This is a genomic window from Caldococcus noboribetus, from assembly GCF_055389385.1.
In genome coordinates this window covers 223208-237829 of sequence record NZ_AP042475.1, presented here as the reverse complement: position 1 = coordinate 237829, position 14622 = coordinate 223208, and the positions used below count along the sequence as shown (strand labels likewise).

The window sequence follows — 14622 nt, the reverse complement described above, 5'->3', positions numbered from 1 at the left end:
GGCGCTTGAGCTACAGGGAGAGGCTGCTAGAGGAAGCTAGTAAATGCGTGTACTGCGGCTTTTGCGAGAGCGTCTGCCCCACTCAGCCCTTTGGGCCTCATAGGGGTTACGGCCCCAGGGGCAGAGTAACACTGCTGAGAGAGCTCCTCGAGGGCCGCGCCGAGCTAAGCGATGAAGTTTTGTCAAGCTTTTACAGCTGCCTGCTCTGTAACGCCTGTTCTACAGTATGTCCTGCCAGGATCAGGGTTGGGGACCTAATGAGAATGGCCAGGGCTATGTTGTGGGGTGATGCCGTGATAGAATCCAGCGCAACGGTGAGGACAAGATGAGGGGGCTTAAGATATCCTCAGTGCTTAGGTTCATGAGGACTTACACCCTCCTCACAGGTTATCCTGTGCCAGCGCCGCCTGACTTCGCCTCCCGCTGGTCACAGGGCCTTGGCCTTAAGGGCAGCGGCAAGTACCTCCTGTTCACAGGGGCGCTTTACCAGCTCGTGCCTTACATCAATGCAACTGTTAGGTTACTCAGCCTCATGGAGTCGCGGGGCCTATCTAACCTGCTCGACGTGGCTGAGGGTCTCGCAAGGCTGAGGCCCTCCTACCTTCAGGGGCTCGTGAGGCCTGATCCTCGCGAGGTGGAAGAATACAACGGAATTCTCAGGTCAATAGCCTCCCTGCTGATGAATTCGCGTATAGATTTCGCCTATGACCCCGCCGTCTCCGACATGTACAGCGGCGCCCTGTTGTTTGATTATGGGATAACCGATGGGCTCAAAGAACATGCGGCAAAGGTAGCTAAGGCCATAGAGTCCAAGGAAGGGATTGAGGCCATAATAACAGTGGACCCGCACACCACCCTCACGCTAATGCACTATAAGGACCTCGTGGGCCTTGATGTTAAGGTTATCAGTTACCTAGAGGTTGTCAAACCTAGGCTCTCCTCTCAGATTAAGGCTACAATCCACGACTCGTGCATATACGCAAGGGACCTGGGCCTTGCCGACAAGGTCAGGTCTCTGCTTAAAGAGGCGGGCGTGTCGCTGGTTGAGCCAAGGAACCACGGTATTAGAACCTCGTGCTGTGGCGGGCCAGTGGAATCCCTGTCGCCTGGGCTAGCCGAGGCCGTAGCAGCAAGGAGAGTTAGGGAACTAAGGGAGGCCTCTGAGAAGGCAATAGCCATGTGCCCCATATGCCTGAGCAACCTAAGGCGGGCTGGAGGGTCTATAATAGACATAGCGCTGGTCCTGGGCGGCTTAGTCAAGCAGTGACATAACTGCTAGCGACGCTACTATGATACCTTGGCCCAGCACAGCAGATGGCATGGCAGCGACCAGCGGAGCCGCTCTATCGGCGTGTGAGGCTGCTACATAAATCAGGGGCAACGCTACGGCCAGAACCAATGATATGAAGGCCGACGGGAGCTTTGTCAGCTCAAGGATCCATGACGTCCCGAAGTAAACCCCTACGGCAGTGCTGATGGCTGCAGAGGTTACGTACACCGCGGCGTTATTGATGATGCGGCTGCGACTCCTTCTAACCTTGGCGGCCACAGCGACTATCCAGAGGGACAGGGCTGCAGGGGTAAGGAATGTGGCCGCACCAAGTATAAGCGAAGCAACTGTACTATAAGGCTTCCTCTTGGCATAGAAGGCTATAGCTATAACTAAGGCCAGGGCAGCAGCTGAAGTTAAGGGTCCAGGTTCCAGTAACGGGATTGCTGCGGCGCTGTCCATCAGGGCGGCAGCACGCAACAACGCGAGGTTGTCGTTACGTGAAGACACAATTAACATAGCCGAGAGCATCGCCAAGGAGCCTGTTACTGAGGCCCCCAGGGCTACTGCTGGAGGAAGGCCAGCAACCTTAGGAGGCCAAAAGGAGCCGTACTCAAAGGACCTGAAGGCCAGCGGCAGCCCGTTATTTAAGTCGTAGATTAAAGCTGGCGGTCCCTTGATCACAGTCGAGACCATTACGATGGGCCATGAGATGTAGCTCCTGGCTACAAGGGCCGCGAGACCTAGGCCTATGGGAAGGACGAGCGCAGCGGCAATATCGTCTAGCAGCTCATTTGACCTCAAGACGGCTCCAACCCGCGGCAGGAGGGCCGTCATAGTTAGTGACGTTAAAAGCACAGCAACGCTGAGCAGACTCAGCGTCCCAGTAGCGTAAAATGACGTAGCAGCTATGATTGAGGCTATGCCCAAACCCTCTAGCGAGACGGACCTGGTCAAAGGGCTCTCGCTGTCCTCGACTTTAGTAAGGGAGGCGAGAAGTCCAATGAAGGGGAACCAGAGCCAGTAGGAGTAAAGCGGCCGTGGGTAAGTGAAGAAGGCGAGCGCCGGAAAGATGAACGCTGCAGCGCCTAACTCCTCATAAAACAGGTAGGTGAGTACTGATCCCATTATAAGGATCAAGACCGCTGCTATGTCAAGCCATAGCTTTGGCAACATTAGGTGCGATACGAAATAGACGCTTGAGACGCCAAAGCCCTCCAGGTCAAGGTTAAGCCTCGCTGGGAGCAGCACGTCATTTATGAAGACGTGTGGTGAGCTGATAAGGAAAGGCAAGTTTATTGCGGTAACAGTGATTAGTGTCGAGAACACCCCCTTCAATGCGCTTGATCTGCCAAGCCTTCTAAGCGACAGCGGGAAGTAGATGAATGCCAGCGCGGCTGCGTACTGCCTGTACGAGGCTGCGAGGCCTATCATGGCGCCGGCTATCACTGGGTTGTCTGCAAACGCAACCATCAGAATGGCGGGTGCCAGCCAGCCAGTTATGGGGTCAAAGGTCGCCGGATCCATTATCATGTATAGGGCCCCTGATGCCGCCACCAAGGGAAAGAGGTCCCTTCCGGCCTGCCTGAGCCTTAAATATAGGACTGCCAAGGCAGCCCCAAGAACCGCGGAGTCCCATACATTGCCTGGCACTCGCAGCAGCACTGCCGGAACATAGTAAAGGAAGGAGAAGGCCGGGTAGTCAAGCGACGAGACGAAGCCTATGGCATGGGAAGCATTGTAAGGAGGCCCGGCCTGGTAGATAAGCGTCAGCTTGTTTATGGAGGTCCTCGACAGCAGGAAGCCTGAGTAGTTAACTAAGTAGGGGTTAAAACCTCTTAGCAGCTCCTTGGCAGCCTCTATTTGAATTACGTAGGAGTCCTCGCGACCTCCGCTTACTATTATTTTGCCGTGTAAGTATATCAGAAAAGCCATGACGCCTGAGGCGCCAGCGATTATCATCGAGATAAGCGATACCTTTCTCTCAAGTCTTCTGTTAACTATAATGCTTGACAGCAACATCAGGCCGAGGCCTACTGCGAAGAGCAAGAATGCAGTTGCCACGGCAGCAGGGTAGGGGACATAATAGGGGAAGGGGTAATTCATGAAGAGGCCAGCGTTGACATCAGTACCGTAGGCTCCATAGACCATGACCGAGAGGGCTATTAGATTAAACCCTATCAGTAATACAAGCGGTCTGTTGAACTCCTTAGTACTCATATCAAGTATCCCATAACTGGCCGCTCAAAGCAGTGTTACAGCTGAAAATAAAAGGACTGAGCTTCCGCAACCGCGCTATAATAGCATGAAGGAAGAAGTAGTAAGACTTCATAAGCCAACGGCGAAAAGGTGCCGCGGCCGGGATTTGAACCCGGGTCACAGGCTCGAGAGGCCTGCATACTGGGCCGGGCTATACTACCGCGGCACCTTGGTAGCATATGGGACCTGGGATATTTAAAATTAGCCGCGGCCTTAAGGCTGCCTCCTCTTGCTCTCGGCGTTGTTGTCTATGAACTTCTTGTAGACAAGGTACTCCTCCTTGGCCTTGAGCAGCGCCTTATAGAAGGCCTGCTCTCCCCCCTTGAAGTACTCCTGCATGACCCTCTTCGCAGCCCTGGGGCCCACACCGGAGGTCATAAGGGCCTCAACGACATACCTGCCCAGGCCCTGGGACGCGTAGCTTATATAAAGTAACGCCCTCTCCTGGACCTCCTTTATTAACTTCTTTTCATCATTGTTAGGCTTCTTGAGGGACCCTCTCCTCCAGGCGGCGTACTTCGCGGCGGCCTCCTCGCCCCACTCAGTGGCCGGCAGTGGGGCTATCATCATGGCGCCGCACCTTGGACACCTCATAGCATCTCCTACGTCGGAGGCCCTTGCCCTCCAGGTGTTGCCGCAGGCGGTGCATACGAACAGCGCCTCCTTTGAAAGCGCCGCCCTTCTAAGGCCCTCAGCTATGTAGTCAATCGCTATTTCCTTCATGTTAGTAGCCAGCTCCCTTCTAAGGTAAGGGTTGTTTGTGACCTCCTTGAAGAGCGGTGATGGCGTGGGAGAGCTAACTACGTGAACCTCCTTGAGATTTGAGAGAAAGTCGTAGACGGCTGAGGGGTCCAACTTGTCGAAGGCTATCTCCTTCAGGGTCTCCTCGTCAACTATGGAGCCCCTGTAGGCTTCCATGGCCTTCCTGCCCTGCTCTAGCGAAATTCTGGCATCGGGGTCTATCACGCCTAACTTCTTAGCTACCTGCAGGAACCTGGCTATGTAAAGGGGGGTTGACCTCACCGCATCGTAGCTCATGGCCACGAGCTCAGCGTAGTCAAGCGACTTAAGCCTCTCAAGGGCCTCCTTTATCGCCTCTGCAGGCACTCCGGCCGGTGATGAGAACACTATGGCGTAAGGTATATAGTCGAACCAAACCTTCATCCTGCTCTCTAGGGCCTTTGATATGAGAAGCGCAAGCATAAGGTTTCCCTTGCTGCCAAGGCACGCGTAGAGGACGCTTACGCCCTTGGACTCCTCGACCACGGGCTCGCTGTACGTTAACGTGGTACCCCACGTCCTGCGGCTCTCCTCAGCCACCTTCACGATCCTGTTAGCATCCTCCTCATCAATACCTTTTGACTTTAGCAGCTCAAGGCCTCTCTCAGGCTCCATCATGGAGAAGCTAAGCACGCCGCAGACCTCTCGGGCAACCTTTGAACTGACGGGTATGAGCTCCCCCTCCCATATGGGTATTGCGCCCTCTGCCTCGCCGACAGGCTTAGCGTCTATCCTCTCACCGTCATAATCTATGTTAACGACCTCCCACACCTTCCCAGCTAAGGTGAATCTAAACTTAGTGCTCCCGCTGGTTAGCATTGCAACTTCCACGAACCTCTCACTAACTTCGCCAACAAGGTTCGTGGATGATATGTCGTAGACCTTAAAGTTTATTTCGTCAGGTATCATCGAGACCTCGTAAAGGTACTTAAAGGTCCTTCTTGACCTCTTGATCTCCCCTGTCTCAGGGTCAAACTTGATCACCTTCACAGAGTCTAGGTGCTCGGCCACTTTTTTGACGTCCTCAAGGGTCACGCGAGCTAGAGGCGCAGCCCTCGTAGCGATCTCATAAACTCTCTTAATGTTATCTGCGGACCCCTCTACCAGCATGGCGGTCATCTGGTGAGCAAGCACGTCAAGTGGGTTGCGCGGAAAGCTGAGGTCCTCAAGCTCCCCTTTCTCAGTTCTCCTAGCTATTGAGGCTGACTCAAGGACCTCAAAGACGTTGTCAAAAGTTACTATCGTGGCCCGGCTCGTCCCCCCAAAGACGTGGCCTGACCTACCTGCCCTCTGGGTCATCGCTATTACCTCCCTTGGCGACATGAACTGAATCACGTGGTTAACGGATCCAATGTCTATGCCCAGCTCCATGCTCGAGGTGGCAACCATGAGCTTTACCTTGCCCTCCCTGAACCTGGCCTCGGCGGTCTCCCTCACGCTCCTGGAGAGGCTTCCGTGGTGTACTGCTATGTTATCAGTGCCTATGACTCCCCCTATGAGCGACGCCAACTTCTCAGCTACGGACCTGGTGTTTGTGAATACCAGTACTGAGCCTCTCTCCCTCTTGCTGATCTCGGCTATTCTCTTGGCTGCCTCCTGGAACTCGTCCTGACCCTTGACTACATTCACGTCAATCACGTATTTCCTCTCCCCCTTGTCCTCAACTATGTCGATGGGTCTGTTGAAGGCCAGGAGCGCCGCGGCCTCCTTCTTAGATCTCTCAGAGAGAGTTGCGGAGAGACCTACTCTCTGGATCCTGTTCCTGGAAGCCTCCTCCAGCCTTTCTAGCACTACGGAGAGCTCAGCCCCCCTCTTGTTGTCAAGCATCTCCTGAACCTCATCAACTATGACGAAGGACACGGATGACCAGATGTCTCTGCCCTTGGCTACAGTTAAGAGCAGATTGAGGCTCTCAGGCGTGGTCACCATGAAGTCAGGGGGGCTCTGTAAGAACCTTCTCCTTATGGTAGTTGTCGAGTCTCCATGGCGAAGCGATATAGCGAAACCAACGGACTCTACAATCCTGGAGATCCTAAGCGTTACGTCTCTATTAAGTGCCCTAAGGGGAGTTATGTAGATGGCCTTAACAGTTCCATCGCCCGGCGTGAAGCGGTCTAGCATCATGGATACGACCGGGAAGACGGCGGCCTCGGTCTTACCACTGCCCGTTGGGGAGACCACTAAGGTGTTAGTACCTGTCAATATCACTGGTATGGCCTTCTCCTGTATAGGAAGGAGGCTCCTGTATCCGAGGGACGCTATCGCTGCCCTCAGCCTGGGGTTAAGCATGTCGATAGCGCTTCCCAACGGGCTTCATCCACAGTACGTGGGGATGGGAAGGCTATTAAGGGAGAGGGTTTTATAGAAATGAGAAGAGATTACTAGTTATAAAAGAAGGAAAGGGGAAGCCCGTTTAGAGCTGCATTGTTTATGACGAGGGGCTTGAGCTGCTTCCACTGCTAGAGGAGCTTGAGGAGCCCTCCTCGCCCTCCTTCTTCTTCTCCTCCTTCGGCGGCGCCGCAGCTATGAGGTCGTCTATCTTGAGCAGAGCTATGGCGGCCTCTGAGGCTCCCTTTATCACCTGCTTCTTGACTAACAGCGGCTCATAGACGTTTATGTCTAGCATGTTTTCAGCTACCTTGCTGTTCAGCACGTCAACGCCAGCGAACGTTAGCTTCTTGCTGTGCAGGGACCTGAGCTGCATCACAGTGTCGAGCGGGTCCATGCCAGCGCTCTCGGCCAGCACGCTAGGTATGGTCTCAAGGGCGTCTGCGAAGGCCTCTATGGCAAGCTGCTCCTTGCCTCCTATGGTGGCGGCATAGTCCCTGAGCTGCATGGCGATCTCAATCTCAGGAGCTCCTCCGCCGCCAACTATCTTCGGCTCCCTCATTATGTTCCTCAGGGCGTGGAGCACATCGTTGAGGTTCCTCTCGGCCTCGTCGAGCAGCATGTCATTAGCTCCGCGGAGCAGTATGGTCACGCTCCTCGGGTTCTTGGCGCCCTCTGATGAATACCATCTTGTCGTTGCCGACCTTCCTCTCCTCGACCAGGTCGGCGTAGCCCAGGCTCTCAGGCTTGAGGTCCCTGACGCTGGTGACTATCTTGGCGCCGGTGGCCTTGGCCAGCTTCTCTATGTCGCTCCTCTTCGCCCTCCTCACGGCAAGTATTCCCTTCTTGGCCAGGAAGTGCTGGGCCACGTCATCGATGCCCTTCTGGGTTATCACGACGTTGGCGCCGGTGGCAGCTATCTGGTCTACCATGTCCTTAAGTATCTTGGTCTCCTCATCCAGGAACGAGTCAAGCTGATCGACGTCGCTCACCCTTATCTTTGTAGTTATATCAGGCTTCTGTATCTCGAGCGGGGCGTCAAGCACAGCTATCTTGGCGTGCTCAACCCTCCTTGGCATGCCTGGGTGCACTACCTCCTTGTCGAGTACTATGCCTCTGACGAGCACGGAGTCCATTAGGCTCTCTCCCTTCTTCTTCTCTATCTTAACGTTGTCGAGGTCTACGTTGAAGCCGCCCTCGGGCTTGGGCTCGGCAACTATCTTTATGGCGTTAACTGCCAGGTCGACCATCTTGTCCCTCTCAGGTCCCTGGCCCGCGTACTTGCTGCCTATCGTAGTATAGGCTATCTTCCTGAGGTTCTCGTCGTTATTAACGTCGACGGGCACAGCTATCTTGTCCAGGATCTCAAGGGCCTTGTTCATGGCCTTAGTGTAGCCGTCAATTATGATTGATGGGTGTATGTTCTGCTCGAGGAGGGCTTCAGCCTTCTCCAGCAGTGCGCCAGCAAGTACTACGACGCTAGTGGTGCCGTCGCCCACCTCGGCGTCCTGGGCCTTAGCTATCTCAACAAGGAGCTTGGCAGCTGGGTGCTGAACCTCCATCTCCTTAACTATTGTAGCGCCGTCGTTTGTTACAGTGACGTCTCCAAACGAGTCTATTAGCATCTTATCGAGGCCGCGAGGTCCAAGGCTCGTCTTAAGCATTTCGGCCAGGACTTGGGCAGCCAATATGTTGTTCCTCATAGCTTCCCTGCCATAAGACCTCTGAGTTCCTTCCTTGAGTATCAGCACGGGTATCCCTTGAGCTGCCGCCATAATTCACCACCGTGTAGCTCTCAATAAGCTATCGTGGGATTACTTCTATAAAAGTTTTTCTCTCGCAGAGTTTTGGCTAAGCTATGTGAGAGTTATATGAGTTATAATAGTCCGAGGAGGCCTTTTGTTGATTTAAAGGCACCCTTAAGACTCCCTGGAGCGGTAGGTTCTCCTTCTCGTGTACTTCCTCTCCTCCCTGCCGTGGGACTCCTTGAGTGAGCTCAGGAGCTCCTCATTGACGTTTAGCTCTCTAGGCTTACGAGTCGCCGTGGTACTTCCCACAGAGCCGCACGAGAGAAGTCCCTGAAGGGTAATGAGGCACTCGTCGCAGACCCTGAGCACCCTGCCGTCAACGCGGCACAGCCTTGTAGGCACCCTCCTCTCACAGATGTCGCAGACCTCCCATGATAGTGTGTCACGCACGCCAACTCCCACCTGGCTTTATACTATCGAAGGCCTTATTATGCGAGCGCCGGGCGGCTATAGACCTCCCCGCTTCTTGCTTTCCTCCTTAATAGCATATATCCCCACAATCCTTCTAGGCGTCCCGTCAGAGCAGGAGCCCGTGACGAGGCCCACGTAGTCCCCTTCCCTGAAGTCTCTCGTGCTTGTGGACCCTCCGCACTGCTCCACGGTTACTATTTTAGGCCTCTTCTTGAGCTCCTGCAGCTTCTTTATGTCATTCATCTGCTTTATGGTCATTGCCGTGGTTGCCGCCAGCAGCACTATGAGGAACATCAGCATGTAATATTGTAAGATGTTCATCACTGGCCCACCCCTACAGTGTTGCCAACTCCTATTACTACGACGGTGTCCCCCTCCTTGCTCTCGCCCCTGATAATCTGTTTGACTCTCTCTACGGCCTTCTCAACACCGTTGTATATGTCCTGATTCATTGCTAGTATGGCCTCATCCATGCCCATCTTAACTATAACAGCCCTCAGCGGTATGTTATATTCCGTGGCAACCCTCTCAAACCTTATCTTCTCCGGGCCCGGATCTCCTATAGCGGCTCCGACGCCCTCAGCAACGTCGCCCGTGTTCTCCCCCTCGAACTTCAAGGCGGCGTCAACAGTTATCATAAGCGAAACTTTCCTGCCCTGGGCAATGGCCTCCCTTATTACCTTCTCTGCAGCCTCACCAGGCCTTCCTACAGTGGAGGCAGGCCCCTTCGCCTTAACAAGTATAAGGTTACGTCCCTCAAAGTTAGTTTCTGTAACTACGGTGTCCTCTGTGACCTCCCTCCACTTGGCGTCAGGCCCTGCGAGCCTCAGGGCTACCATAGGGCCAGCGCCGTCGCCCACGGGGACCTTTGTCAGGAAGTCATCCAGAGCCTTCCTGTAGGTCTGCGCTAGCTGCACTATCTGAGGCATGAATATCTCCAGTTGAAGTATCAGGTACCAGTTCTTCGTCTTCTCGCTGAAGAGCAGGAGGTGCCTCACGTACTTATAGATGAAGTTTAACGCAGAAGTGATCTCGGCCGCAGTAGAGGCTATGCTCCTGGTCACGTCGTCTGAGTTGGGCATGGCCTCTATGAACGAGTCCTTGAACCTCATGTCCCTGAGGTTAAGCAGGTGCCTCATCCTGCTTATTATATCTGTGGGCTCAACGGACACGGGGTCTATTGTAAAGAAGTCCGTTAGCCTGTCAAGCAGGGAAGCAGCGTCCTTGGCGTTATTCTTGTTCATGAAGTCTAGGGTCGTCTTCTTAGCGTCGTCCGCAAGGCCTCCCAGCAGGTTAAGCTTCGACCTTATGTCAGCTCTGTACCAGTAGACCTGGATCCAGTTGCCCAGGCCAGTTAGCCATAGGAACAGGAGCGCTATCCACAGTATGTTGACGCCTACGGTTATCCAAGTGGCTAATGCGCTTGAGGTCATCTTCTTTTCTCTCCGTTTAGCGGAAAACCGCAGAAGCTTTTAAGCTGTAGCAACTAAGGCTATAGCTTCGTGGCAACTATCACACCATCGTGCGTTATTACGAAGGTGTGCTCGAACTGCGACACTGGGGCCCTGGAGGCCTCTATGAGCACTGGGTACTCTATCAGTGCCCTCGCCCTAACGAGCTCCGCAAGTCCAGCCTCTATTTCCTCACGCTTCCACTCTGGGTAGAGCCACCTCTTGGCAAAGGGCAGGGTGCTGTAATGGGAAAGTATATACTCCAGGAGCTGCCTTGCGCCCTCCGAAATCCTCTGGGGCCTGTTGCCGGTGGCAGAGTATATGTATGCTTTTGGCCCATCAACGACAAGGCCCCTGCCACTGGTGGCAAAGGGCTCTACCGCGACCTGGGTCCCAGGCCTCAGCCTGTGGTAGAACAGCGACCTCTCAGCATAGTTTGGGATTGAGAGGCCGGCGTGAAGCGTGTATCTCTCTATAGTATGGCCCGTCAGGTTCCTCACCGGCTTAAAGCCCATGGACTTTATGACGTTCTCTATAGTTTTACCTATGTCGTAAACCCTTATGTCAGGCTTCATAACTTCAGCCACCTTGTCGAGGGCGCCCTTGGCCGCGAGGGCTAGCTGCTGGAAGGAGTCGCTGCCTATGGCTACCGTTGCAGCCGTGTCAGAGAGGTATCCGTCGACCGAGGCCCCCACGTCAACCTTTACGACAGCTTTATCAGGGACCCTGACGTCATCATCTATGCCAGGCGAATAGTGTGCCGCGACCTCGTTCACAGAGAAGTTGCAGGGAAACGCAGGCCTTGCCCCCCTCTTGATGATAAGCGACTCCACCTCGTCGCAGATTTCCCTCGCGCTGGCGCCAGGCTTCACCAGGGAGGCTCCAAGCTCCCTGGCCTCAGCGCCTATGCGGCCAGCCTCTAGGATCTTAGATATCTCCTCCTGGCTTATCAAAGGCTAACCCTCGCGCTACGGAATTCCCGGAAAGGCTATAAGTGGAGACACATAGGTATTTGCTTTTATCCTCTAATCCCTAACAGCGCCGAGGGACCAGGCATGGGGTACCTAGTCTATTATGGACACTCTGCGTTTGAGGTAGACGTTTCAGGAAAGAAGATACTCATAGATCCATGGCTTACCAACCCCATCTCGCCCGTGAAGCCAGGGGACATAACGGGCGTGGACTACATAGTTCTGACGCACGATCACGATGACCATCTGGGCGACACTTTTGAGATTATGAAGAATAACCCTAAGGCTAAAGTCGTCAGTACCTATGAGATAGCTAACTTTGTCGCTGAGAAGGTCGGCGATGAGTCAAGGGCAATCGGAGGTAACATGGGCGGCCCTATGGTGTTGGAGGGAGGCATAAAGGTCGCCTTGGTGCCCGCTAACCACACTAGCACTCACGGCTCGGCCACTGGTGCAGTAATAATAACAGATGAAGGAACCCTTTATCACGCCGGGGACACTGGCATCATGGCAGAGATGAGCCTCATTGGCGAGCTCTATAGGCCAGACATTGCAATGCTGCCCATAGGCGGCCACTTTACAATGGATCACAACGAGGCGGCCAAAGCCGTGGAGCTGATAAAGCCTAAGGTGGCCATACCGATGCACTACGGCACGTTCCCGGTGCTCTATGGCGACCCTCAGGAGTTCGCAAGGATGGTAACGTCAAGGGGGCTGCCAACCAAGGTTGTAATTCTAAGGCCAGGAGAAAGGTTTGAGTTTAAGTTTTAAGGTTCCAGTCCCACTTTAGCTAAGGGTCACTTATGACAAGGATAGCCGTAATAGACAGCGACGAGTGCAAGCCGAAGCGATGCAGTTACCAGTGTATTTCGGTGTGCCCCATAAACAAAAGTAAAAAGGACGTAGCCATAGAGGCTGACACTAAGGCCAGGGCAAAGCCGATAATTCATGAGGACGTCTGCATAGGCTGCGGCCTCTGCGTCAAGGCATGCCCCTTTGACGCCATAGCCATAGTTAACCTTCCCGAGGAGCTCAGCGAGGAGGCAGTCCACAGGTACGGCATTAACGGCTTCAAGCTCTTCAGGCTGCCGATACCTAAGGATGGACAAATAATAGGGCTCCTGGGCAAGAACGGCGTTGGCAAGACTACGGCCCTGAAGATACTTGCCGGCGAGCTGAGGCCTAACCTAGGCAGGACCGACGTTAAGGAGGTGCCGGCTGAGGAGGTTCTAAGGCATTTCAGGGGCAGCGAGCTTCAGACGTACCTTCAGAAGCTTTATGACGGGAAGCTCAGGGTAGCCCATAAGGTTCAGTACATAGACCTCGTGCCCAGGTACCTAAAGGGAACAGTAGGGGAGCTCCTTAAGTGCGCGGACGAGAGAGGGGTCGCCAGGGACCTGGCCCAGGAGGTGGGCCTGGACGCCGTATGGGACAGGGACGTGAGGAACCTGAGCGGCGGCGAGCTCCAGAGGATGGTCATAGTTGCCACGCTGAGTAAGGACGCGAACGTTTATATGTTTGACGAGCCCAGCAGCTACCTTGACATAAGGGAGAGGGTGAGAGTCTCAAGGCTAATAAGGTCTGAGGTGAAGCCGGGCAAGTACTTCCTAGTGGTGGAGCACGACCTTGCAATGTTGGACTACTTAAGTGACAACGTTCACATACTCTACGGTGAGCCTGGGGTCTACGGCATAGTCTCGCAGCCCTATGGGGTTAGGGTAGGCATAAACGCGTTCCTCGACGGCTACCTCCAGTCAGAGAACATGAGGATAAGGAGCACACCAATAGTGTTCAGCAGGTCCGTCCAGACCGCCCAGCAGGAGACGGAGTACAAGTACCTTGAGTGGACCCAGGCCAGGATAAGGCTTGGAGACTTCACGCTCGACGTGATGCCAGGCTACATCAACGGAGGGGAAGTTATAGCAGTGACCGGGCCTAACGGCATAGGTAAGACGACCTTTATAAGGTACCTGACGGGCGAGCTCAAAGCCGATGAGGGGGTTCCCTTCTCCTACAGGGAGCTCAAGGTCAGCTATAAGCCCCAGTACATAGGGCCTGACTTCTTCCCCGAGGGCATGACCGTGGCGGACGTCCTCAGGAGCGTCAACCCTGAGGCCGTTACTAGCGGCACCTGGCTCTACATTGAGCTCACTGAGAAGCTCGGCCTCCATAGGCTCTTTGACAGGGAGGCGAGGGAGCTGAGCGGAGGCGAGATGCAGAAGCTGGCCATAGCCATGTCACTGAGCAGGGAGGCTGACCTCTACCTGCTTGATGAGCCCTCGGCGCACCTTGATGTGGAGGAGAGGCTCGCTGTGGGCAAAATAATAAGGAGGCTCACGGAGACTAGGAAGGCTGCAGCCTTCGTGGCAGAGCATGACATAATGATGATAGCCATGATAAGCAACAGGGCCATGGTTTTCAGCGGCACTCCAGGAGTTCATGGAGTGGCTTCCTCGCCAGCGCCTCTGAGGAACAGCATGAACGAGCTGCTCTCGCAGCTTGGCATAACTATGAGGCAGGAGAAGGAGAGCGGCAGGCCAAGGATAAACAAGGAGGGCTCCTACTTGGATAGGCTTCAGAAGGCTAAGAAGATCTACTTCGAAGTTTAGGCCTCGTCGCATGGGCCACCGCAGAGCTCCTCAATCTTTCTCCTAGCCATGTCCCTACAGCCCAGCGAAGAACAGGCCTTGCTGAGCAGGTTTAAGAGGTGCCTCGCCTCAGCCGCCGTGGACTTTGAGAGCAGCTTCCTAACGGAGAGGCCCGAGTCATCCTCACTGTTGCCCACCGTCAGCGCCAGCGACCTCGCGTAGGCCTCAGCTAAGGCAATGGTCTTCCTAGTTGGGGGCTCGTACTCTGGCGCCCCCCTCCTGGCCTTGTAAATTTCATAAAGGAGTATGGCAGTGGCATTTGAGACGTTCAGCGCTGTGTACTTAGGCGATGAGGGTATGGTACATAGGAGGTCGCACTTGGCCAGCTCATCCCTGGTAAGGCCAACGCTCTCCCTTCCTACGACCAGGGCTACGGTTCCCCTTCTGGCGTTCATTAGCTCTGCCGCCTGCTCGGGCGTGATAGGCGATCTCAATAGGTCCCTGGCAGAGCTTTCGTCAGAGGTGCACACGCTAAGCTCGACGCCTTTCAGGGCCTCCTCAAGGCTTCCCACAATAGTCGCCTTCCATGCCATGTCAGAAGCTTTGGCGGCCCACCTGAGGGACTCAGCGACGCTGGCCGTCGGCGACACCAGGTAAAGTTCGTCTACGTCGAAGTTAACGGAGAGCCTGAATATGTAGCCCAGGTTTACGGGCCCCTCAATGCCTACAGCCACCAGCCTGAGCCTCAAGGCCATC

Annotated in this window: 11 protein-coding genes, 1 tRNA gene and 1 pseudogene; 4 read left to right on the top strand and 9 right to left on the bottom strand. The window is 54.6% G+C overall.

Annotated elements, in window-relative coordinates:
* The first annotated feature begins 5 nt into the window (after positions 1 to 5).
* Positions 6 to 329 (top strand): (Fe-S)-binding protein, encoded by a 324-nt coding sequence (locus tag ACZ5GQ_RS01265; RefSeq protein ID WP_498856854.1) that lies wholly within the window; start codon positions 6 to 8, stop codon positions 327 to 329.
* A complete protein-coding gene (locus ACZ5GQ_RS01260) occupies positions 326 to 1267 on the top strand; it encodes a (Fe-S)-binding protein (RefSeq protein WP_498856853.1) in 942 nt (313 codons plus the stop codon). Before ACZ5GQ_RS01265 ends, ACZ5GQ_RS01260 begins: the two co-directional genes overlap by 4 nt.
* Here the strand turns inward: ACZ5GQ_RS01260 and ACZ5GQ_RS01255 are convergent.
* The 8 genes and pseudogenes from ACZ5GQ_RS01255 to map form a co-directional block, all read right to left on the bottom strand.
* Positions 1253 to 3490, bottom strand: coding sequence for a hypothetical protein (locus tag ACZ5GQ_RS01255; RefSeq protein WP_498856852.1), 2238 nt, complete (start codon positions 3488 to 3490; stop codon positions 1253 to 1255). The two genes, ACZ5GQ_RS01260 and ACZ5GQ_RS01255, sit on opposite strands and share 15 nt — an antisense overlap.
* A gap of 130 nt (positions 3491 to 3620) precedes the next feature.
* Positions 3621 to 3695: transfer RNA gene (locus tag ACZ5GQ_RS01250), tRNA-Glu, on the bottom strand.
* 47 nt (positions 3696 to 3742) lie between these two features.
* Positions 3743 to 6616, bottom strand: a complete 2874-nt coding sequence (locus tag ACZ5GQ_RS01245) for a DEAD/DEAH box helicase (protein WP_498856851.1) — start codon at positions 6614 to 6616, stop codon at positions 3743 to 3745.
* A gap of 121 nt (positions 6617 to 6737) precedes the next feature.
* A pseudogene (gene thsA, locus ACZ5GQ_RS01240) lies at positions 6738 to 8412 on the bottom strand (thermosome subunit alpha).
* 144 nt (positions 8413 to 8556) lie between these two features.
* Positions 8557 to 8847 (bottom strand): hypothetical protein, encoded by a 291-nt coding sequence (locus ACZ5GQ_RS01235; protein ID WP_498856850.1) that lies wholly within the window; start codon positions 8845 to 8847, stop codon positions 8557 to 8559.
* 45 nt (positions 8848 to 8892) lie between these two features.
* Positions 8893 to 9177 carry a hypothetical protein gene (locus ACZ5GQ_RS01230; RefSeq protein WP_498856849.1) on the bottom strand — a complete coding sequence of 95 codons (285 nt, stop codon included), beginning with the start codon at positions 9175 to 9177 and terminating at the stop codon, positions 8893 to 8895.
* Entirely contained in the window at positions 9177 to 10289 is a 1113-nt protein-coding gene (locus ACZ5GQ_RS01225) for a DUF1512 domain-containing protein (RefSeq protein ID WP_498856848.1), read from the bottom strand. The genes ACZ5GQ_RS01230 and ACZ5GQ_RS01225 overlap by 1 nt, the downstream gene beginning before the upstream one ends.
* 59 nt (positions 10290 to 10348) lie before the next feature.
* Positions 10349 to 11260, bottom strand: coding sequence for a M24 family metallopeptidase (gene map, locus ACZ5GQ_RS01220; RefSeq protein ID WP_498856847.1), 912 nt, complete (start codon positions 11258 to 11260; stop codon positions 10349 to 10351).
* A gap of 102 nt (positions 11261 to 11362) precedes the next feature.
* Between map and ACZ5GQ_RS01215 the strand changes: the two genes are divergently transcribed.
* Complete coding sequence (locus tag ACZ5GQ_RS01215; protein ID WP_498856846.1) at positions 11363 to 12049, top strand: MBL fold metallo-hydrolase; 687 nt, start codon at positions 11363 to 11365, stop codon at positions 12047 to 12049.
* A 32-nt stretch (positions 12050 to 12081) separates the two neighbouring features.
* On the top strand, positions 12082 to 13887 hold the full coding sequence (locus ACZ5GQ_RS01210; RefSeq protein WP_498856845.1) for an ATP-binding cassette domain-containing protein: 1806 nt from the start codon (positions 12082 to 12084) through the stop codon (positions 13885 to 13887).
* Here the strand turns inward: ACZ5GQ_RS01210 and ACZ5GQ_RS01205 are convergent.
* Positions 13884 to 14621: an RNA methyltransferase gene (locus ACZ5GQ_RS01205; RefSeq protein ID WP_498857334.1), complete on the bottom strand. Its 738-nt coding sequence runs from the start codon at positions 14619 to 14621 to the stop codon at positions 13884 to 13886. The genes ACZ5GQ_RS01210 and ACZ5GQ_RS01205 overlap by 4 nt on opposite strands.
* Position 14622 lies beyond the last annotated feature (1 nt).

Bases quoted from the DNA above. Each gene is read 5' to 3' on its own strand.
- ACZ5GQ_RS01210 (WP_498856845.1), top strand. From the start codon at position 12,082: ATGACAAGGATAGCCGTAATAGACAGCGACGAGTGCAAGCCGAAGCGA.
- ACZ5GQ_RS01205 (WP_498857334.1), bottom strand. From the start codon at position 14,621: ATGGCCTTGAGGCTCAGGCTGGTGGCTGTAGGCATTGAGGGGCCCGTA.
- ACZ5GQ_RS01260 (WP_498856853.1), top strand. From the start codon at position 326: ATGAGGGGGCTTAAGATATCCTCAGTGCTTAGGTTCATGAGGACTTAC.
- ACZ5GQ_RS01255 (WP_498856852.1), bottom strand. From the start codon at position 3,490: ATGAGTACTAAGGAGTTCAACAGACCGCTTGTATTACTGATAGGGTTT.
- ACZ5GQ_RS01230 (WP_498856849.1), bottom strand. From the start codon at position 9,177: ATGAACATCTTACAATATTACATGCTGATGTTCCTCATAGTGCTGCTG.
- ACZ5GQ_RS01215 (WP_498856846.1), top strand. From the start codon at position 11,363: ATGGGGTACCTAGTCTATTATGGACACTCTGCGTTTGAGGTAGACGTT.
- ACZ5GQ_RS01225 (WP_498856848.1), bottom strand. From the start codon at position 10,289: ATGACCTCAAGCGCATTAGCCACTTGGATAACCGTAGGCGTCAACATA.